This window comes from Anaeroglomus insulsum, assembly GCF_050689095.1.
Classification (GTDB): Bacteria; Planctomycetota; Phycisphaerae; order Sedimentisphaerales; family Anaerohalosphaeraceae; genus Anaeroglomus; species Anaeroglomus insulsum.
In genome coordinates, this window is record NZ_JBOGCL010000001.1 from 149,193 (window position 1) to 171,301 (window position 22,109).

Annotated in this window: 16 protein-coding genes and 2 tRNA genes; all 18 read right to left on the reverse strand. The window is 52.1% G+C overall.

Annotated elements, in window-relative coordinates; genetic code table 11:
* Positions 1-326 precede the first annotated feature (326 nt).
* The 18 genes from fusA to larB all read right to left on the reverse strand — a co-directional run bounded on the left by fusA (position 327) and on the right by larB (position 22,102).
* Positions 327-2,411, reverse strand: a complete 2,085-nt coding sequence (fusA, locus tag ACQ9LF_RS00640) for an elongation factor G (protein ID WP_462487425.1) — start codon at positions 2,409-2,411, stop codon at positions 327-329.
* Positions 2,412-2,585: 174 nt separating this feature from the next.
* Complete coding sequence (gene rpsG, locus ACQ9LF_RS00645) at positions 2,586-3,065, reverse strand: 30S ribosomal protein S7 (protein ID WP_462487426.1); 480 nt, start codon at positions 3,063-3,065, stop codon at positions 2,586-2,588.
* 87 nt (positions 3,066-3,152) lie between these two features.
* Positions 3,153-3,521: a 30S ribosomal protein S12 gene (rpsL, locus tag ACQ9LF_RS00650; protein WP_462487427.1), complete on the reverse strand. Its 369-nt coding sequence runs from the start codon at positions 3,519-3,521 to the stop codon at positions 3,153-3,155.
* A 59-nt stretch (positions 3,522-3,580) separates the two neighbouring features.
* On the reverse strand, positions 3,581-7,849 hold the full coding sequence (rpoC, locus tag ACQ9LF_RS00655) for a DNA-directed RNA polymerase subunit beta' (RefSeq protein ID WP_462487428.1): 4,269 nt from the start codon (positions 7,847-7,849) through the stop codon (positions 3,581-3,583).
* A gap of 149 nt (positions 7,850-7,998) precedes the next feature.
* A complete protein-coding gene (gene rpoB / locus ACQ9LF_RS00660; RefSeq protein WP_462487429.1) occupies positions 7,999-11,766 on the reverse strand; it encodes a DNA-directed RNA polymerase subunit beta in 3,768 nt (1,255 codons plus the stop codon).
* Positions 11,767-12,012: 246 nt separating this feature from the next.
* Entirely contained in the window at positions 12,013-12,414 is a 402-nt protein-coding gene (gene rplL / locus ACQ9LF_RS00665; protein ID WP_462487430.1) for a 50S ribosomal protein L7/L12, read from the reverse strand.
* 128 nt (positions 12,415-12,542) lie between these two features.
* Entirely contained in the window at positions 12,543-13,073 is a 531-nt protein-coding gene (gene rplJ / locus ACQ9LF_RS00670) for a 50S ribosomal protein L10 (RefSeq protein ID WP_462487431.1), read from the reverse strand.
* Positions 13,074-13,120: 47 nt separating this feature from the next.
* Complete coding sequence (gene rplA / locus ACQ9LF_RS00675) at positions 13,121-13,801, reverse strand: 50S ribosomal protein L1 (protein ID WP_462487432.1); 681 nt, start codon at positions 13,799-13,801, stop codon at positions 13,121-13,123.
* A 147-nt stretch (positions 13,802-13,948) separates the two neighbouring features.
* Entirely contained in the window at positions 13,949-14,374 is a 426-nt protein-coding gene (gene rplK / locus ACQ9LF_RS00680) for a 50S ribosomal protein L11 (RefSeq protein ID WP_462487433.1), read from the reverse strand.
* Positions 14,375-14,495: 121 nt separating this feature from the next.
* Positions 14,496-15,035, reverse strand: coding sequence for a transcription termination/antitermination protein NusG (nusG, locus tag ACQ9LF_RS00685; protein WP_462487434.1), 540 nt, complete (start codon positions 15,033-15,035; stop codon positions 14,496-14,498).
* A 35-nt stretch (positions 15,036-15,070) separates the two neighbouring features.
* Entirely contained in the window at positions 15,071-15,457 is a 387-nt protein-coding gene (gene secE / locus ACQ9LF_RS00690; protein WP_462487435.1) for a preprotein translocase subunit SecE, read from the reverse strand.
* 92 nt (positions 15,458-15,549) lie between these two features.
* Positions 15,550-15,622 (reverse strand) — tRNA-Trp (locus tag ACQ9LF_RS00695).
* A 44-nt stretch (positions 15,623-15,666) separates the two neighbouring features.
* Positions 15,667-15,834, reverse strand: coding sequence for a 50S ribosomal protein L33 (gene rpmG / locus ACQ9LF_RS00700; RefSeq protein WP_462487436.1), 168 nt, complete (start codon positions 15,832-15,834; stop codon positions 15,667-15,669).
* 103 nt (positions 15,835-15,937) lie between these two features.
* Entirely contained in the window at positions 15,938-17,164 is a 1,227-nt protein-coding gene (tuf, locus tag ACQ9LF_RS00705; protein WP_462487437.1) for an elongation factor Tu, read from the reverse strand.
* A 130-nt stretch (positions 17,165-17,294) separates the two neighbouring features.
* Positions 17,295-17,367, reverse strand: a tRNA-Thr gene (locus ACQ9LF_RS00710).
* Positions 17,368-17,705: 338 nt separating this feature from the next.
* A complete protein-coding gene (locus ACQ9LF_RS00715; RefSeq protein ID WP_462487438.1) occupies positions 17,706-19,943 on the reverse strand; it encodes a HEAT repeat domain-containing protein in 2,238 nt (745 codons plus the stop codon).
* Positions 19,944-20,298: 355 nt separating this feature from the next.
* Complete coding sequence (locus ACQ9LF_RS00720) at positions 20,299-21,168, reverse strand: NAD(P)H-hydrate dehydratase (protein WP_462487439.1); 870 nt, start codon at positions 21,166-21,168, stop codon at positions 20,299-20,301.
* Positions 21,169-21,331: 163 nt separating this feature from the next.
* Positions 21,332-22,102, reverse strand: a complete 771-nt coding sequence (gene larB, locus ACQ9LF_RS00725) for a nickel pincer cofactor biosynthesis protein LarB (RefSeq protein ID WP_462487440.1) — start codon at positions 22,100-22,102, stop codon at positions 21,332-21,334.
* Positions 22,103-22,109 lie beyond the last annotated feature (7 nt).

Consider the following 22,109-nt stretch of genomic DNA (forward strand, 5'->3'; position numbering starts at 1 on the left):
TAGAATCAGACTGAATCGTGCTCTGGATCGCTTCCTTTTTTTCTTTTTTTAATAGGCAGGAAAGGCATCAGATTCGCCTTACCTTCAATATTTCCGGCAGGTCTATAAAACCACCGGAATGCCAAAATCAGTCGTGGTACCTGCTGCACACCACTTGCTGTAAGTCGTTATGCAGGACTATTTTGGCTCTTTTGCCCTTTCGGGCATTCATTGCCGTCCTTAAAATCTCGCTCTGAGATGACAGCCCAACTCGAATCGCACAGAATCCATTATCATCGTGCTCGCTCGGCCGGAAACGGGGACTATACTATAGTCCAGCTGCTTTGTCAATAGCTTCCCATAAGAATTTTTTCAGAAACTTGCTGTGGCACACGTTCATAGTTTAACGGCTCCATCGTAAAGGTGCCACGCCCCGCCGTTGCACTGCGAATCTGGCTGGAATACCCAAACATCTCACCCAGGGGAACCTTGGCATCGATAACCCGCACCCCACCATGGACATGGGAATTGGTGATTTCACCACGTTTGGACACCAAATTACCCTGCACTGCACCAAAATACTGCTCAGGCACAATCACTTGTACCCGCATTACTGGCTCCAGTATTACCGGATCAGCCTTCGGCAGTAAATCCCGTAATGCAATAATCGCAGCTTGTTCAAAGGCAAGTTCAGAGGAATCCACCGTATGAAACGAGCCATCCAGCAGCGTTACCTTCACACCGACAACAGGATACCCTGCAAGACTGCCGCTGCTTAGACCCTCCATCACTCCATTTTCGATAGCGGGAATATATTCCTTGGGTATTGAACCACCAATGATCGCATTTTCAAATTCATTTTCTTTAGCGTAATGACCATCCTCGGCAAATAATGGCTCAATCCGAATGACAACATGGCCGTATTGACCACGCCCACCTGTTTGACGGATAAACTTGCCTTCACCCTCTGCCGCTTTGAGAATCGCTTCTTTGTACGCAACACGGGGCTTACCAACCCGTACTTTGACCCCGAGGTCTCGGATTAATCTATTCTGGAGAATCTCTAAATGCAATTCTCCCATACCGCTAATAATCGTTTGCCCTGTTTCGGCATCATACTTATATTTGAACGTCGGATCTTCTTTGCGAAGGGTATTCAACGCCTCGCCCAGTTTGTTCCGTTCGGCCGCCGAAACCGGTTCAATTGACATACTGATCACCGTCTCCGGGAAGGTAATCGTCTCCAGCATGATATCTTCCTTGCTGTCACACAGGGTGTCGCCAGTCAAGGTATCTTTCAAGCCAAGGGCAGCCACAATATCGCCCGCCCCGGCACTGTCGATAAGAAATCTGTCCGCAGCGTGCATGTGAAACAATCGTGTGATATTTTCCTTGGTTTTGCGATTGGGGTTATAAACGCGGACACCCTTGGACAAGGTTCCCTGATAGATTCGCAGAAAATATAAATCCCCGTGTTTATCGCTGACCACCTTAAACGCCAAAGCAACCAGTGGTTTATGAGGATCACAGACCACTTCAATCTGCTGATTCTTGTTCCCCCCCTTAAATCCCACCGCTGGCGGGCGATCCAGCGGCGACGGCAGATAATAGACCACCGCATCCAGCAACCGTCGAACCCCCATATTCTTCAGCGCAGACCCAACCAAAACCGGATTGATTTTATTGGCTACCGTCCCCTTGCGAATCGCCCTGCGAATCACCTCTTCCGGAATGGGCTTGTCATGCAGATACAGGTCCAGCAATTCTTCATCAAACTCAGCAACAGCCTCGAGCATCGTATGGCGCAAGTCAGCCGCCTGAGAGGCCCATTCCGCCGGAATCTCCTCCTCCCAGAAGCTGGCCGCCTTCTCTTCCTGCTTGAAATAAACCGCCTTCATGGTAATGAGATCCACCATCCCCTGAAAAGACGATTCCTGTCCGATGGGCAACTGCACCGCAACCGGATGGGCCACCAGCTTCTCTCGGATGCTTTTCATGCACATCTCAAAATCAGCACCGATTTTGTCCATCTTGTTGATAAAGATCAGACAGGACAGATGATACTTCTGCCCCTGGCGCCAGACGGTTTCCGATTGAGCCTGCACCCCTTCGGACGCATCAAACACCGCAATCGCCCCATCCAGCACTCGTAATGATCGCTCGACTTCGGCGGTAAAATCCACATGGCCGGGAGTGTCAATCAGATTGACATCGTATCCTTTCCACGGACATTTGGTTGCAGCCGAGGTGATTGTAATCCCTCGCTGCTGTTCTTCTTCCAGATAATCCATCACGGCCGTACCGTCATGTACTTCACCGATTTTATATGTCTTGCCGCTAAAGTACAGAATGCGTTCCGAAACGGTGGTCTTGCCCGCGTCGATGTGGGCCATGATGCCAATGTTTCTTACCTTTGTCAGATCCTCTGCCATAAGTCATTCAGTGATTGAAATACGGGATAATCCTCTTGCCGCAATAAAACGAAAACAGCCGTGCCCGCAGCCGACATACGATGACTCGCATGTCTAGGTCGGACTGGCTGTCTCTATATAAAAAACTGCCACGGTTGCTGATGCCGACCGTGGCAGGATTTTTCAAACCCTTGATTACCAGGCAAAATGCGCAAAGGCCTTATTGGCTTCGGCCATACGGTGGACATTCTCCCGTGTGGTCATTGCAGCGCCTTCACGCTTGAATGCATCCAGCAGTTCGGAAGCCAGACGCTGTGCCATCGGCTTGCCTTTCTTGCCGCGGGCCGCCGCCAGAATCCAGCGAAAAGCCAGCGACTGTTGACGCTTGGGACGCACCTGCATTGGAACCTGATAACTGGCACCACCGACACGCTTGCTGCGAACTTCCAGCATCGGCTTGACGTTCTCAATGGCCGTCTCAAACACTTCGATTGGCGTATTGTCAGTGACTTGCTTGGCAATGATATCCATCGCCTCATAAAACACCTGCTGTGAACGGCTCTTCTTGCCGTCCCACATCATGCAATTGATAAATTTCGATACCAGCTTGCTCTGATACCGGTGATCCGGCATTAAATATCGACTATCTGCTTCTACAAATTTTTTTCTTCCCATTCAAACACCTTGCTATCGTAGTTAAGGTTTCACAGGCTCTATTTTATGGCTTATCTGTATCCATATCATCGAATACAGAACAAATCCTTACTTACCTTTTTTGGCGCCATACTTACTGCGGCCTTGTTTGCGTCCGTTGACACCGGCGGTATCCAGCGTTCCGCGAACAATATGATAACGAACGCCTGGCAGGTCACGCACACGACCACCACGTATCATCACCGTACTGTGTTCCTGCAGGTTGTGATCGATACCCGGAATGTAAGCGGTCACTTCGGTCCCATTGGTTAATCGCACACGGGCGATTTTTCGTAACGCCGAGTTGGGCTTTTTGGGGGTCTGAGTTCTGACAATCAGACACACGCCGCGCTTTTGGGGGCTTCCGGAAATATCCGAAACTCTTTTTTTGCCCGTCTGTTTACGGCCATTACGAACTAACTGATTAATTGTCGGCATAAATTCTCCAAACCTTTGTTAAGCGCTTGCAAATAAACAAGTTATACACTTTTGCCATCCTATTCAAGCCCCAGCGCCGCTTTCACCGCCTTATCTGCAGCGGCCTCGGCTTCCTTGGCCTGACGCAATTCTTCAAGCTGCTTGGGCACCGGAGGTTCGCCCAAGTGCTTGACCCTGGCATCCAAATATTTCTTGAACGCCGTGCCGGCCGGAATCAAGTGTCCCAGAATGACATTTTCTTTCAAACCCAGCAAATCATCGATTTTACCTGACAATGCCGCTTCCGTCAAGACTTTTGTTGTTTCCTGGAAGCTGGCCGCTGAAATAAAGCTGTCCGACTGCAGTGAGGCCTTGGTGATACCCAACAGCAGCGTTGTTGCCGTTGCAGGTCTGGGCTTCTTGCCTTTGGCAGGGGTTCCACCCAACATCTCGACCTTTTCATTGGCCGCTTCGAGCTGTTCCTTGGTCACCAGCTGGCCGACTTTCAGGTCCGTATCCCCCGGCTCACTGATCCGCAGGCTGTTGGACAGTTCCGCATTTGCTTTACGGAAATCCAGTTTATCCACCACCTCACCGGGCAGGAACTGGCTATCGCCGACCGTTTCAATTTCCACCTTATTCATCATCTGAGACAGAATAATCTCAACATGCTTATCGTTAATCGTCACACTCTGGGCACGATAGACATTCTGAATTTCGCGAAGCAGATACCGCTGCAGGGCTTCTTCTCCCTTAATTCGCAAAATATCGTGCGGCACCAGCGGCCCATCGGTCAGCGCATCTCCCGCTTCCACTCGGTCTCCGGTATGGAAGTTCAGGTGGCGGTCACGCGGCACGTGATGTTCCTTTTCCATACCGCTTTCATTACGAACGATAATCGTCATCTTGCCGCGGCGTTTATCACTCTTAAGCTCGACGATACCGGAAATTTCCGCCATCGCAGCCGGATCTTTGGGCTTGCGTGCCTCAAAGATTTCGGTCACACGCGGCAGACCGCCGGTAATGTCCTGTGTGCCGCCTCCGCCGCGGGGCAACCGGGCCAGCAGTGCACCGGCACTAACCTGTTGTCCTTCGTCCACTTCAATACGGGCCTTGGCCGGCAGATAGTGAACATCCAGAATTTTGCCTTCGCCGTCTTCGATAATGACCTGCGGATGTTTGTCGCCTTTGTGTTCGATGACCACCGGTCGACCACGCTGACCCTTGCGCTCTTCGTCCACACGCATAGTCTCGCCTTCGATAACATCCACCAGACGAACAAAACCCGGAACTTCCGCCAGAATAGGAACGCGGTGCGGGTCCCAGGCGTACAGCCGGTCGCCGCGTTTGACCTTTTGGCCGTCTTCGACCACCACGATCCCGCCATAGGGTACTTTGAACCGTTCCAGTTCACGTCCTTTGTCATCCACCAGAGCCATTTCACCATTGCGTCGCAGTGCAATTCGCTGCAGTGTTCCCTGATGGTCGGCTTCGACAACATTTAATTCGATATATTTCACCACACCGTCACGGGTTGCCTTCTGATCGGTTTCGATCAGCGATACCGCAGCAATACCGCCGGTATGGAACGTTCTCATGGTTAACTGTGTACCGGGTTCGCCGATGGATTGAGCCGCAATAATCCCGGCGGCCAGGCCTTCTTCGGCCATCATGCCGGTACTCAGGTCCCAACCGTAACATTTGGCACAGACGCCAACCTTGCTCTCGCAGGTCAGCGGACTGCGGACACGAATGGCATCCAGTCCGAGCTGCTCGATCTTATCCGCTGCTTCCGGAGTAATCACTTCGTTTTCACGAACAATCATCTCATCGGTAATCGGATTGCGGATATTGTCTCGGGCCGTTCTGCCGACAATCAGATTTTTCAGAGCAATATCAACGGTCTCGCCCTTGTACACAGTGCTCTTGGTAATCCCCTGCAGGGTACCGCAGTCCTGCTCGCTGATCATCACATTTTGAGCAACATCCGCCAGTTTACGAGTCAGATAACCGGAGTCTGCCGTCTTCAATGCCGTATCGGCCAGTCCCTTGCGGGCACCGTGTGTCGAACTGAAATACTCCAGCACATTGAGGCCTTCGCGGAAGTTCGATTTAATGGGCGTTTCAATAATTTCACCGCTGGGCTTGGCCATCAACGCACGCATACCCGCCAACTGCTGAATCTGGTCGATACTGCCGCGGGCCCCTGAATGCCTCATCACCCAGATGGGGTTCAGATAGGGCTTGCCGTTGCGGGTATCATTTTTCATCGCGTTCATCATCGCGTTGGTCACGGCCACACGGGCATGGGTCCAGGCATCGATAATCTGATTGTAGCGTTCGCCTTCGGTCAACACACCCATCTGGAAATTCTTGACGATCTTGTCGCACTTTTTCTGGGTCATCTCGATAATACTATGTTTTTCCGGCGGAATTCGCAGGTCAATCAGACCAAAACTCATCCCCGACAGCGTCGCCCGCTTAAAGCCCAGTTCCTTCATGTTATCCAGCAGCTCCAGGGTGGCCTTGGCGCCGGCATATTCATAACAATCCTGGATGACATTCCCCAGCTTCTTCTTGTCGAGGGTCATGTTATAGAACGGCATCCGTGCATCGAGAATATCATTAAACAAACACCGGCCTGGCGTGGTCGTAATCACAGGGCCTTTTTCAACCCCGTTTTCACCCAGCACCTTCTTGCCTTCGGGAATCCGGACCTTGACTTTGGCATGAATGGCAACCTTACCCATATCCAGCGCGGTAATCGCTTCATTGATATCGCGGAACACCATTCCTTCACCCGGCTGCTTGTCGGCAATATGCGTAATATAAAAATTACCCAGAACCATATCCTGGGACGGTCCCAGCATGGGTGAACCGCTGGCCGGCGAGAAAATGTTGTTGGTCGCCAGAATCAGGGTATGCGTCTCAACCTGCGCTTCAATGCTCAGCGGCAGGTGAACAGCCATTTGGTCACCGTCAAAGTCGGCATTAAAGCCATGACAGACCAGCGGATGCAGCATGATCGCATTCCCTTCCACCAGCACCGGTTCAAATGCCTGAATACCCATTCGGTGCAGGGTCGGAGCACGGTTCAACAGCACCGGGTGCTGATGAATCACTTCTTCCAGGATATCCCAGACGTGTTCTTCCCGCCGCTCCAGCATCCGCTTGGCACTCTTGATGGTATCAGCATAGCCACGGTCTTTGAGCTTGCGAATAATAAACGGCTGGAACAGTTCCAGTGCGATGCGCTTGGGCAGACCGCACTGATACAATTTCAGGTGTGGCCCCACAACAATAACCGACCGGGCGGAATAGTCCACACGCTTGCCCAGCAGGTTTTCGCGGAAACGCCCCTGCTTGCCTTTGATCATATCTGTCAGGCTCTTGAGGGGGCGGTTATTGCTGCCCAGAACCGGACGACGGCAACGACCATTATCAAACAGCGAATCCACCGCCTGCTGGAGCATGCGCTTTTCGTTGCGGATAATGACTTCCGGGGCATTTAGGTCTATCAGCTTCTTGAGACGATTGTTACGGTTGATGATCCGGCGATACAGGTCGTTCAGATCGCTGGTGGCGAAATTGCCGCTTTCCAGCATCACCAGAGGCCGTAAATCCGGCGGAATCACCGGAATTACATCCTGAACCATCCATTCAGCCTTGTTTTCACTGTTCCGGATGCTGTTGACCAGTTTGAGCCGTTTGCTGAGGTCTTTGATTTTCTGCTTGCTGCTGGTCTCGGTAATCTGGGTTCGAAGCTCAACCGCCAGCGAATTCAGATCCAGCTTGCTGAGCAGTTCTTTGATCGCCTCCGCGCCCATCGAGGCCTTAAAACAAGGACCATATTTGTTGATTGCCTCGCGGTATTCATCTTCCGTCAGCAGTTGCCGCAGCTTCAGCGGACTCTGGCCGGGATCGACCACAACGTAATCCTGGAAATAAACGATCTTTTCGATATCCGAGGTCTTCATCCCAAGCAGGGTGCTCAGACGGCTGGGCATCGCCTTAAAAAACCAGATATGCACCACCGGAGCGGCCAGATTGATGTGCCCCATGCGTTTCCGACGGACACGGCTGTGGGTCACTTTCACACCGCAGCGATCACAAATAATCCCTTTAAATTTGGTGCCTTTGTATTTGCCGCAGGCGCACTCCCAGTCGCGTTCCGGGCCAAAGATACGCTCACAGAACAACCCGTCCTTTTCCGGACGATACGTTCGATAGTTAATCGTTTCTGGCTTCTTGACCTCGCCAAATGACCAACTGCGAATATCATTGGGGCTTGCCAGCGTAATCTTCACCGAACCGTAATCATTTATTCGATCGTAAATCGATTCCACCATATCAGGACCAACTCCAATCTATTGTATTCCCTTAATTTCATCTGCCGGAGCTGTGGCGGCCTGCCAACATGTCAGACCTTCCAGGCTCTGGCCCGGCTGAAACACATGGGATGCACGTCTTCTTTTTTCCACTCACCAGACAGCCGCATTTACAGCTGAGGCATGCCAACTCGTTTCTTTTCCAGCTGGATGTTCAAACCCAGACCCCGAATTTCATTACACAACACATCAAACGAAATCGGAGTGCCGGCCTCCAGCGTATTGGTGCCTTTAACCATCGACTCGTAAATCTTGGTGCGGCCTTCAATGTCATCGCTCTTGACCGTCAGCAATTCCTGCAGCGTATAGGCAGCGCCGTAGGCTTCCAGCGCCCACACTTCCATTTCCCCAAAACGCTGACCACCGGTACGGGCCTTGCCGCCCAGCGGCTGCTGGGTGATCAGACTATAGGGCCCTGTCGAGCGAGCGTGAATCTTGTCATCCACAAGGTGGTGCAGTTTCAACATATACATATAGCCAACCGTAACATTCTGATCAAAGGGCTCGCCGGTACGCCCGTCGTAAATCCGCGACTTGAGGCTGTCCAGCGGAACCTGGGCGAAGATTTCTTTGGCCGGAGGAACCTGTTTTTGGGCTTCCAGTTCCTTCATCCGTCTGGCCACATGCTCATTGGCTTCACGCGTCAGATTGATGATGTCTTCTTCAGTGGCCCCGTCAAACACCGGCGTAATGGCATTAAAGCCCAGCACTTTGGCTGCCCAGCCCAGGTGTGTTTCCAGAATCTGACCGACGTTCATACGGCTGGGTACACCCAGCGGATTCAGACAGATATCCACCGGCGTCCCGTCTTCCAGGAACGGCATATCCTCTTCGGGCATAATCTTGGCAATAACACCTTTGTTACCGTGACGACCCGCCATCTTATCGCCAACCGACAGGGTCCGTTTGGTCGCAATATAGACCTTGACCATTTCCAGTACCCCGCTGGGCAGTTCGTCACCATGCTTCATCCGTTCCAGTTCACGCTTCTTTTCGTCCTGAAGCTGAAGAAGCCGCGGCCAGAACAAATCAACGATCTTCTGAGCCGCCTCACGCATCTGGGCCGGCTTAACCCAGTTGATATCGAACGTTTCGATCTGTTCGTAAATCACGGCGATATCATCGCTGGCACCAACCTTTTGGCGGGTATTGGGGTCAACTACATCCAGGCCCAGCTCATTGTGAATCTGCGCCATCATATCTTTGAACAGGGTGCATTCTTTGACAATCATTTCCTGTTCGTATTTCTTGATCTGATCTTTATAGGCCTTGCGCTGTTCTTCGGTGCCGGCCCCCTTCCGCATGAAGCGGCGGGTTTTGATCACCACACCTTCATAGCCGCTGGGCACTTCCAGCGAATCGTTCTTGACATCTTCGCCGGCCCGGCCGAAAATCGCATGCAGCAGTTTTTCTTCCGGGGTCAGTTCCGTCTTGCTCTTGGGCGAGACCTTGCCGACCAGGATATCGCCCGGGGCCACGCGGGTCCCCTCCCGCACGATACCGTTCTCATCCAGATTCCGCAGCGCCTTTTCGCTGACGTTGGGGATATCCCGTGTAAATTCTTCGCGACCCAGCTTGGTTTCACGCACTTCCACGCTGAATTCGTCAATATGAATACTGGTGAAGACATCGTCCTTGACGAGCCTTTCACTGATCAAAATAGCATCTTCAAAGTTATACCCGTCAAACGGCACAAACGCCACCAGCACATTGCGCCCCAGAGCCAGAACGCCGTTCTGACTGGCACCGCCGTCGGCAATCACCTGGCCCTTCTTGACCTTCTGGCCCAGCGTCACAATCGGCGTCTGATTCAGACAGGTCCGTTCGTTAAGACCTTTAAATTTCAGCAGTTCATATTCATCCGCACCGTCGATCACAATGTGCGTGGCATCAACCGCGGTTACAGTCCCATCTTTGCGAGCCCGAACCACCATGCTGGAATTGCGGGCAACCGGTTCTTCCATTCCCGTTCCCACCAGCGGAATTTCCGTCTTAAGCAGCGGAACCGATTGACGCTGCATGTTGGACCCCATCAGAGCGCGGTTGGCATCATCATGCTCCAAAAACGGAATCAGCGCTGCAGAAACACCCACCATCTGCTTGGGGGATACGTCCACATACTGCACTTCCGAACTGTCAACCTGGGTCAGTTCGCCGTTTTTCCGGGCCAGCACCATCCCGTCACGCAGGGTCTGTGTGGCCGGATCAATCATGCTCGGCGGAGCAAAAACCGACTTCATTTCCTCGTCGGCTCGCATATACACAATTTCATCGAGCACTTTTTTATCTTTGACCTTCCGGTACGGCGTGACCAGAAAACCATATTCATCCACCTTGGAGAATATCCCCAACGACACAATCAGACCAATATTGGTGCCTTCCGGCGTCTCAATCGGGCAGACACGCCCATAATGGCTGATATGGACGTCGCGAACTTCAAAGCCGGCACGCTTGCGGTTCAAACCGCCAGGCCCCAAAGCACTCAAACGACGTTCATGGGTCAACTGACTTAACGAGTTTGTCTGGTCCACAACCTGGCTCAGCTCGCCGCGACCAAAGAAAAATTCGATGCTGGACGAGACACTCTTGCTGTTGACCAGGTCGGCAATCCGAGCCACTTCGTCGGGGCTTTTGGAGCTCATCCGCTCCTGGACTGTCCGGCGAAGCTTCAGTAATCCCTTGCGGATTTCCGCAGCAGCCAGCTCATCAATCGTACGCAGACGGCGATTGCCCAAATGATCGATATCATCCAGATCGCCCTGGTTATTGCGCAGCCCCAGAATATATTTCATCGTATAAAGAAAATCTTCAGGCTTCAGCGACATTTCGTTTTCATTCACATTCAGCCCGAATTTGCGGTTCAATCTAAACCGCCCAACCGCCCCCAGACGATACCGGTTCAGGTCGTAAAATTTCTCTTCGAACAACAGCTTGGCTTTTTCGAGGTTAGCCGGGTTGCCGGGACGCAGCCGGGCATAAATCTTCATCAGCGCCTCTTCGTGGCCCTCGCAGCCGTCGTCGGCAAGGGTATTCAAAATCAGGGCGTCGCCAACTTCAGTAATCACCTCCACACTGTCCAGTCCGCTGGCCTGAATCCGGCCCACCGCATCTCCCAGCTGGGCACCCGCTTCCACCAGAATTTCACCGGTTTCAGTATCCACAATCGGGCCAACCGCCCACATCGTCGGCTCCAGCTTTTTGGTCTTGACGCTCTGGGTCGGGTAAAACAGCCGCAGCAGCACATCCGTCCGCCCATAGTCCGGACTCATCGCACGCAAAAACGTCGTGGCAGGAATCTTGCTGGATTGATCAATACGAATCACCAGGACATCTTTGCGAGTGACCGACATCTCAATCCAGCTGCCGCGTTCGGGAATAATCCTGGCCCCATGCAGAATCCGGTCGCCGTCTTTGCTGTCAATCACAAAATCCACGCCGGGGCTGCGGTGCAGCTGATTCACGATCACACGCTCGGCCCCGTTAATTATAAACTCGCCGCCGCCAATCATCACCGGAATCTCTCCCAGATAGATGGCCTGCTCTGCGATATCTTCCATATCCTTTCGCTTCAGCCGACAATGCACCTTCAGCGGATACCCGTAGGTCAACCGCAATTCCCGGCATTGTTCGATACTATAACGCGGTGGCTCCAATTCATAGCCCAAATATTCCAGTTCCATCGTCTTGTCATAGCTGACAATCGGGAACACTTCACGGAATAAGGCCTCCAGGCCCTTGTTAGGGCGGGCATCCCACGGCTGATCCTGTTGCAGGAACCGCTCGTAACTGGCAAGCTGAACCTCAATCAGGTTCGGAACCTCAACTGCATCGCCAATTTTGCCGAAATTACGAAAATGACGGATGTTTAATGATGTCATTCGACAACTCTCCGTTGGCTTTATTGCCTTGATATATGACTCCACATAAAGCTGGAGTCATCACGTCCGATATTATTGCATCAACAAACAAAATCCTTTCGGCCAGGCGAACCTTGTTTTCAAGGTTCGCCTGCCGCAGGATTCATTACATGTTCAATTTTTTTTCAACCGGTTTTGAAAACCATTCCAAGGCCAATTCTATTCGCCTCACTACAACGTTTCAAACCGAATCAAAGTACTCTGGATTTACTGAATTTCAACCACTGCACCGGCCTCTTCCAACTGTTTCTTGGCGGCTTCGGCTTCTTCTTTGCTGACATTTTCCTTGACCGGCTTGGGAGCACCATCAACCAGATCCTTGGCTTCCTTCAGCCCCAGATTGGTCAATGCGCGGACTTCTTTAATGACCTGAATCTTCTTGTCGCCTGCGGTCTTCAAAATAACCGTAAAGCTGGTCTTTTCCGCAGCAGCGGCAGCCTCACCGCCTCCTGCAGCGGCCGGGCCAGCAACCATCACGGCACCGCCGGCTGCCGGTTCGATACCATGCACTTCTTTGAGATAGTCAGCCAGTTCTTTGGCCTGCATCAGGGTCAAGGCAACAATCTGGTCGCCCAACTGTTTGATTTGTTCGCTAAACTCACGAGACATTTTCACTTACTCCTGTAGGTCTATGGTTTCGGGGTAGTGGGGACTCCGCCGTCCCTTTTAACCCGCTGCTGCGGGACAACCTCGATAACCGCATTCAATTTCTGTTTGGATACTTCTGTAAAGGGATATTATGCCGCTTCTTTCTCTTTCTTTTCGATCAGCGTTTTCACGCAGCCGGCGATAACACTGCCAGGACCCGCCAGACAGCCGGCGATGGTAGCACCGGGCGTCTTGGTAATCTGAACAATTCGGGCCTGCAGTTCCGCCCGGGTCGGCATCTTGGACAATCCCTTGGTCGCCGCAGCATTCAGAACCTCGCCTTCAACATACGCGCCTTTAATGGTCAGCATCTTATTCTTCTGAAGCCACGTTTCCAGCGTTTTGGCGACATCGACAATGCTGTCCCCGCCAAAAGCAACCGTACAGGGACCGCTGTCAAATAACTGACCGCCTTTGGGATGTCCCAGCGATTCCAGGGCACGACGCATCAGGCTGTTTTTGACAACCATCATCTTCACGCCTTTTTTCTTCAGATCGCCGCGCATCTTGTTATTGTCAATGCCGTTGATGCCGATGGTCTGAAGCACGATAAACGAATTCACACCGTGAAATCGCTTGGTATATTCGTTCTGAACTAATCCTTTTACTGCATAACTCATAGTTCACCTCTTTATTGAGAATAGGCCAATGGCCGGGTTGTCTGAATTTATACGTTTTCCAGCAGGACGGCGGGGCTCATGGTCGCCGAAAGGCTGATCTTCTTGATATACGCCCCTTTGACCGACGAAGGCCGCATCCGTTTGATATGGTCAATAAAAGCCTGAATATTCTCGGCCAACTTGGCTTCTTCAAAACTCAGCTTGCCGACCACCGCATGCACATTGCCGCCGGCATCATTGCGGAATTCAACCTTGCCAGCCGCAAACTCCTTGATCGCAGTAATGACATCCGCGGTCACAGTCCCATTTTTCGGAGATGGCATTTTGCCCTGAGGCCCCAGCACCTTACCCAGTTTGCCGGCTTTGCCCATGATTTTCGGGGATGCAATCGCGACATCGAAGTCCGTCCAGCCGTCGCTGACTTTCTTGATCAGCTCATCGGCACCGGCATCAATGGCACCGGCCTTTTTGGCGGCTTCGGCTTCACTGTCTTCACAGAAGGCAATCACACGGCGGGCCTTGCCGATACCATGAGGCAGACTGATGGCTCCGCGAATCCCCTGGTCAGCCATCTTGGAGTCAATCCCCAGATGGATAGCAATATCCACCGACTGATCAAATTTGGTGGTCGCAAATGACTTGAGTTTTTTGACGGCCTGGGGCAGGCTCAACGGCTCCTGCACCGCCTTTTTCGCATCGTTAGTATAACGCTTGCTTCGTTTCTGCATGATTATCCTCGCGAATCATTACGGTTTATTTCGCTTCCACTGTTTCGCCGTGGTGAGCGTATTTGTTTACCAGGATTCTGTGCCGGCACAGTCAGACCCAAGCCTTTACGGGGCTGTCGGCCGACACGGAATCCTCTTTACATTCGGTTAATCCACCACATCAATGCCCATACTGCGGGCGGTCCCCATGATAATCCGATCCGCATGGTCCAGATCATAGGCATTCAAATCCTGAAACTTGGTCTGGGCAATCTTGCGAATCTGAGCCTTGGTCACCTTGCCAACTTTTTCCTTGTTGGGTACACCGCTGCCCTGGGCAATCCCGGCTTCCATTTTCAGAAGTACCGACGCCGGCGGGCTTTTTACGATGAACTCAAAGCTCCGGTCGCTGTAAACGGAAATTTCAACCGGAACGACCGTTCCGTTCAACTCACGGGTACGCTCATTAAACTGAGATACAAACTGACCGATGTTGACACCGTGCTGACCCAGCGCAGGGCCGATCGGAGGCGCCGGCGTTGCCTTGCCGCCGGGTGCCTGCAGCTTAATCACTTTTACCAGTTCTTTGGCCATAGTAGGTCCTTACTTCTTTATTCTGAATCAAACTTAATTGTTTCGTTTATTCCGGCGAAACACTGCCGCCTAACCCGCCCCTGCTTCCGGGCTTGTAAAACCTTTCTATCCGTGGGGCAGGTTATACTTTCTCTATTTGCCAGTATTCAATATCCAGCGGGGTACTGCGGCCAAATATGGTAACTATGACTCGCACCACACCACGCTCGGTATCAATCGAATCCACAACCCCTTCAAAATTCTCAAACGCCCCCTCACGAATTTTGACCACATCCCCCTTGGCAAATTCCACCTTGATATTGGGCGCATCTTCAGGCTTTTCGGCCTCCTTAAGCATCTTGGCCACATCGGTATCGCGCATCGGAGTCGGAATTCCTTCGGTACCGATGAAATCACCCACACCGCCGGTTTCCTTGATGATAAACCAGACATCATCCGGAATCTTGCCGTCCTCTTTGGGTTCCAATTCCATAAATACATAGCCCGGATACAGCTTCCGCTTGATCACACGCTGCTTGCCGCCGCGAATGCGCTTGATCTGCTCGGTGGGCACCATGATCCGCCCCACACTCTTGATCCCGTCCACTTCCATTTTGCGGGCCAGAGTATCCCGAACCTGTTCTTCCTTATTGGATGCAACTCGTAATACGTACCAATACATAATATTCCTTGGCGTTCCTGCAGGGATCGTTCCGATTAATAAAGCCCGATCTTATCAAACGTCCAAACAAATCCCATATCCACCAGATACAGGAAAATCGAGATTGCCAGCATCACAACAATCACCACCGTGGTGGAACTGATAAGCTCTTTGCGGGTGGACCAGCTGACTTTCTTGATCTCCCCTTCCGAAGAAATCAGAAAGTCCGCGACCGAGGGCTTATTCATCAGCCAGGCAATCGTCCCCCCCAATACGGCACAAAGCCCAAATGGAATCAGTGTCTCCACCCAAATATTATTCAGTGTCGCCAGTTTCTGGTGAAGCACAAAACATCCATAAGCGCAGATCACAAACGCGGATATCCCCGTCCACAGACGTGTATTTTTCGCCTGACCGCGCTTGTATATATTCAGATTCTTCATCGTCGTATTCTACCCTTAACCGTTTTTGTTCCGTTTCAGCCGAATCCAGCCCATCTGCTGCAAATCCCCAGATGGCAGCTCAACTGTCTCACCAGGTCAGGAGGGAGTCGAACCCCCAACCTGCGGTTTTGGAGACCGCTGCTCTGCCAATTGAGCTACTGACCTATATCCGATAACCACTTCGTTACCGGAATCGCACGGTGATGCGGTTACTTCCTGCGGATCTTATGAACGGTTCGTTTCCGTTCGCGTTTGCAGTATTTTACCAGCTCGATCTTCGGCGTGCCGCCCTGCACATTGACCGGCGTGCGATAATTGCGATCGCCGCAGTCTTTGCACTCAAGCCACACCCATTCTCGTTTTTGCATCTTTGCCATTATGCTATGCCTCTCTAAAAGACTATCCCGCACGGTCCACATGTCCCGAAAGGGATAAAATGGGGCGTCGAGACTCTCGACGCCCCAGGGTCTTGTCGTTCAATTATGCAAGAATCTTGGTCACAACGCCGGCGCCGACAGTTCTGCCGCCTTCGCGAATTGCAAACCGAAGACCTTCTTCCATCGCGATCTTGGAACCGATTTCCACTTCCATTTCGATGTTGTCGCCGGGCATACACATTTCGGCGGCCTTGCCTTCACGGCTACGAATGGCGGTAATCGAACCGGTAACGTCGGTCGTCCGGAAGAAGAACTGCGGACGATAGCCCGGGAAGAACGGGGTATGACGACCACCCTCTTCCTTGGTCAGCACATACACTTCACCGACAAACTTGGTGTGCGGTGTAATCGAACCGGGTTTGGCAAGAACCATACCGCGTTCGAGGTCTTTCTTTTCAACGCCACGCAGAAGCACGCCGACGTTATCACCGGCCTGACCTTCATTCAGCGTCTTGTTGAACATCTCAACACCGGTCACGGTCGTCTTGCGGGTCTCTTCCACCAGACCAATGATTTCAACTTCGTCGCCCACTTTCACCACGCCGCGTTCGATACGACCCGTACCCACAGTACCGCGGCCTTTGATGCTGAACACGTCTTCAATCGGCATCAGGAAGGGCTTGTCAACTTCACGCTCCGGAACCGGAACATATTCATCCAAAACCTTCAAGAGCTGCTTAAGGGGCTCGCAGGCCGGATCATCGGCTGACTCTGCCTTCATCGCCTTCACGGCCGAACCGCGGACAATCGGGGTCTCGTCGCCGGGGAAATTATACTTGTTCAACAAGTCACGAACTTCCATTTCAACCAGGTCAATCAGTTCCGGATCATCAACCAAATCGACTTTGTTCAGGAAGACCACAATCTTGGGCACGTTCACCTGACGGGCCAGCAGGATGTGTTCACGGGTCTGAGGCATCGGACCATCGTAAGCACTGATCACCAGAATCGCACCGTCCATCTGGGCAGCACCGGTAATCATGTTCTTCACATAGTCGGCGTGACCGGGGCAATCGACGTGTGCATAGTGACGCGTGTCGGATTCATATTCCACGTGAGCTGTCGCAATCGTCAAAATCTTCGAATCATCGCGGCGGCCCTGAGATTCGGACGCCTTGGCGATATCATCATAAGATTTAAACTTCGACAAACCCATCAGGCTGGCCACCTTCGTGATCGCAGCAGTCAGAGTCGTCTTACCATGGTCCACGTGACCGATTGTTCCGACGTTTACGTGAGGTTTCTTTCTTACAAATACGTCTTTAGCCATCTGTTAATAACCTCCTGATATTCCTGGTTCTGGTTACAATGTTCTAATATATTCGCTGTTTACGTTTCTCGTTATTCTGAGCGACCTCGTCATGGCCTCACAGAGCCGCCCAGACACGCCAATTTACTTTAGCTGCTGATGGGATTTGAACCCATGACCTCGTCCTTACCAAGGACGCGCTCTACCGACTGAGCTACAGCAGCAATTCACATCCATTGTGAGTTGACCGGCAGGCTTCAGTCTGCCGCCGACAACCAGCCAAATAACGACACCGTCCTCCCTGCCGCCTCGGTAGACCGCAATCATGAAAACAGGGACTCCCTGTGCCGCCTCTATAGTAAAGGAAAGAGTATATAAACCTCAACGCCGAACTGCAATCAGAAAAATCACAAAAAAACCAAAAATTATTAATTTTTTACCCTCTTATACCCCTAATACCAGACAACATAACTCAACTAACAATAGACCACACATTCCCTCTATATCTTATCCACAAGACAAAAATCATATTCGACGTGCTGCACACTGCTTAACGGACCGATTAAGTCGACTTTAAAGCGATCAGCCCCCGCCATTGTTCCAACCTGTCTTGCCACCATCGTTGCCGTGAAGTAATGGATATCTCCAGCAGAGAATTCAACAAACTGGATTTATCGTCAGTTGCAATCTTTTCAGAGACAAAATAGGAATTTATCATGTCCACTATTTCAGATTTATCGTTCAACGTATTATCACGCAACATCCCACTGACCACATCGGCAGTTTTTGAATATTGTCGCAATTGAAGATAGGCTTCTACTGCATAGGCATTAGTTTGAACAATCGCATCCTTTTTAATGTCATTGTTGGCCATAGTATTGAGCAGCAGTTTCTCGCGATAGGCAGCGACATGTTCATAAGACCCTTTGCCAAGATGCCATTTCAGCAGTCGAACCTGCAAATCGCACAACAAATCCCCTTCCTTCTGTGCCTCAGCTTTCTGCTCGGCCAACTCCAGCACCTCCCGTATCTGGTCCCCGACGGAAGGATTCTGCGCAAGACGATCCGACCACTCCGCAATCACCTTTGCATCCTGCCGTTTTAGAATCTCGACGATTGCTGTCCATGCCAATTCCCCCTCACCATTCAAACCCAACTGGCCGGTCAACCATGCCAAATCTTCAATAGTCCCATTCTGACCGGCCTGATTAATCACGATCAATCGCACCGTCGGGCTATTATCAGTATTGATATTCAATTCGCGGAATAACTTCATCGCTGCCGTGGGATCCACACTGACCATTCCCGCCGCTGCAGCCTGCCGAACAAGACTATTTTCGTCGTGATTGCGTAATACATCCTCAAATATTTGTCGATACAGTTTGACTGCTATTGCCTTTTGACTCCCTTGATTGCAAAGCCGTGCCATAATGGCCAGCAAATCCCCGCGAACCGGACCCTTTTTGTCCGTCTCCTGCAAATATCGATTCTTAATGGTCTCCAGATATTTCGTTGCCTCCTTGGGCGTCAAACCATCCAATTCCAGCAGCTTACGCAAGACTTCTGCGCCTTTTTTAGCCATTTCCGGATCATCTTTAGAGGCATAACTATCGGCAATCAGCATCGTCTGGGTCTTGAATTCCGGCGACAATACCACTTTTGAACCCGGCGAAAAGGCAAAAAAGCAGGCTTCACCGAGGGCTTCAAAAAGCGCCACAGCCACTTGTGGATCCGTCTCCTCTTTATACCTTTCCATCAGCCTTTCTGCAGGATTCAGGGCACTCATCGTACTCCAGACTTTCGCAGTGGCAAGCCTAACCTGACGGTTTTCATCGGCCAACATCTGCAAGAGCCTGTCACGTAATCCTGCCGCAGCATCGGTTTGAAATCGCTGGACTTTATCCAAAGCCCACAGGCGAATCGCGGGTAAATCCGAACTCAGCTTATCCAGTAAATACGGGGTCTTGGCCGCTGCTTCTACCAGCTCAAACTCCTTATCAAGGGCAGTCAGGTACAATCTCTGCCAGCGGTCACGCTCGGCCTGAACCTCACGCAGACGGGTTTCTTGACGAAGCAGACGTTCCCGACGAATATCCGCGGGATCTTTCTGATTGATTTCCTGAAGGATTTTCTCCCAGACCTGTTTTCCTGTCCCCACCGGCACGCCAAATACTTCCTGCAGCGCCAGCTCCGCCCCGCGTACAATTTCGGGGTCGGTGTCGTCGAGCAGTTGAATCAAATACCGCAGGGCTTCGGGTTCGGTCCGAAGCTGAAGGGCATAAATCCCGCTCAGGCGGGCCTGCTTCTCGGCCGTCGTCGAACGGACCAGATCGAACAGCGGGGTGCCCACCTGGTCAAACCGATACACCAGCAATGCCTCAGCCCCCAGACGAGCCAGCGCAACGTCGGTACTTTTCAATGTATCGATCAACGGGACTAAAAACATGTCCAGCGACCCCACCGCTGCACCAAGACTGCGTCCCTTAATCAACGCCCGACAAACCGCCATCCGCGCCGGGATATTGTCTTTGGCCCCGAGAGCCTCAATCAGCACATCGCGAGATTCCTTGTCTTTGCGAATCAGCAGCCCCATCGCCGCATCCAGGCGGATCGTATCGCTGACACCCTGCATCAGGGCATCACTGTAAATTCGTAATTGCCGGGCATTTTCATTCTCGACAATCACTTCGTTGAGATTATCCACAAACAAATCTTCCTCGGTGGTTTGCGCAAAACCAGCCGAGCAGATCAAGCCTGCCAGCAAGCACATCCTGATTATCAGACCTTTACAGCCCTGCAAAGGATTCTCCTGCTTTAGAATATTAAATCATTGCAACAAAACAACTTCTATCACTCTCACATACGCCGGCATCAGCCGCTTTATCTTTTGCTGGCTGACGCCGTAAATCGTACATATTATGTCAAGGGTTTAACCCCGTCAAACAATTACTGCAAGAAATTGCAGTATGCAGAGGGATTGGGGACGAATACGCTTGGATTCGGCGTTTATACACAGATTTTCCCTGTGTACTTCTACTGCTTGAAATGCCGTTTGTTCTTATCCAAATCGTACTGCCGCCACATTTACACACTCAATTAGACTATTCCCCATGGGCTTTTGTTGCTGAAAAAACAGACCCAGCACGATTTTATGGTCAAGACCGCTCTGTTTTCAGGAATGCTTTGGGCAACCCCTCAATCAAATCGGTCGCTATCAGGCTGACTTGCCCGATATCCTGCACTGCAATGTCCCCCGCCAGGCCATGTAGATACACCCCCAGAACGGCTGCATCGAAATCATTGAGTCCCTGTCCGGCCAGGGCCGCTATCACCCCCGTCAGCACATCGCCCGCCCCCGCCGTCGCCATCCCGGGATTACCGGTGGTATTGATATAGACTTGCTTGCCATCAGTTACCACTGTCCCAGCCCCTTTTAGAACAACGATACTGCTGGTTACATCGGCAACCGCGACTGCCTGCTCTGTCCGACAGGCCGGCATTGCCGTGCGGAACAGGGATTTCCACAGCCGGGCCATCTCGCCGGGGTGCGGAGTCAAAATCATCGATGCCTTTTTCTTCTGCACCCAGCTTTTACCCAGTCCAGCCAACGTATTGAGACCGTCTGCATCCACAACCAGACGTAGATTATCCATTTGCATAAGTTCCCCCAGGACATCCGACACCCCCGGCGCAAGCCCTGCCCCCGGACCAAAGGCCGTCACGTCATTTTGTCCAGCCTGTCGAAGAACGACTCCCGCCGCTTCGGAGGCTATTCGCCCATCCACATCCGCTGCCAGCGGAATCGTCGTATAGCAGGGTTCCAGCGAAGCCACCACCGGCAGAATCGGCTCCGGCACAGCCACCCGCACCAGACCCGCCCCGCTGCGCAGGGCCGCCCTGCCCGCCAGGGCCGCCGCCCCCGAAAACCCCACTGCCCCACCAACAATCAGAATCTTGCCAAACAGCCCCTTATGCCCATCCGCAGGCCGGGGAGTTAATTTTGGAATTGCTGTGATTTTCTGCATAAACATGGTGTCCCTGGGCGGTTACTCTTGCCGGTTATTGCCGTTCATTGCCAGACACGTCTATCTTGCCAAATCGCTTTCGGCCCCCACATAATCCATGAATTACGAACAATAAAGAGAGTGTAAACTTTGTCTTGTGCGCAATCTGGGAAATCTGTGGTTTTTATCGACTCAGCGTCCTTTCGATTTTCATGTTAATCAAACTGGCGGAGTACGCAGCGCCGAAGCCGTTGTCGATATTGACGACGGTCACACCGGAGGCACAACTGTTGAGCATGGCCAGCAGTGCTGCCAGACCGTCGAAGCTTGCCCCATAGCCCACGCTGGTAGGCACTGCAATCACCGGGCAATCGACCAGGCCGCCAACCACACTGGCCAGCGCCCCTTCCATCCCGGCAATCACAATCACCACCGCCGCCTGCTGCAATGTCGGGATATGCTCCAGCAGCCGATGCAGCCCCGCCACTCCCACATCACATATCGTCTTAACCTGCTGGCCCAGCATCCGGGCAGTCCACTCGGCCTCCGCCGCCACGGGCAAATCCGCCGTACCGGCCGTAACAATCGCAATATAGCCGGTCGTGGTCTGCAGGGGAGCCTGTTCGAGGATAATCATCCGTGCGGCAGGTTCATATCGCAGGGACAGCGTCGTCGCCGACTGCACCTGGTCATAAAACGACCGCTGGGCACGGGTGGCGATGATATTGTTACCCTTTTTGGCCAGTGTCTCGAAAATCCGGGCCGTCTGTTCGGGCGTCTTGCCCGGACAGTAAATCACTTCCGGAAATCCACAGCGAATCTGACGATGATGATCCAGACAGGCAAATCCCATCGGCTCATACGGCAAATGACGGAGCATCTCCACCGCCGCATGAACATCCAGCCGTCCGGCCTTGACATCTTCCAATATCTGTGCAAGCTGCTTGCGATCCATAAAAAAA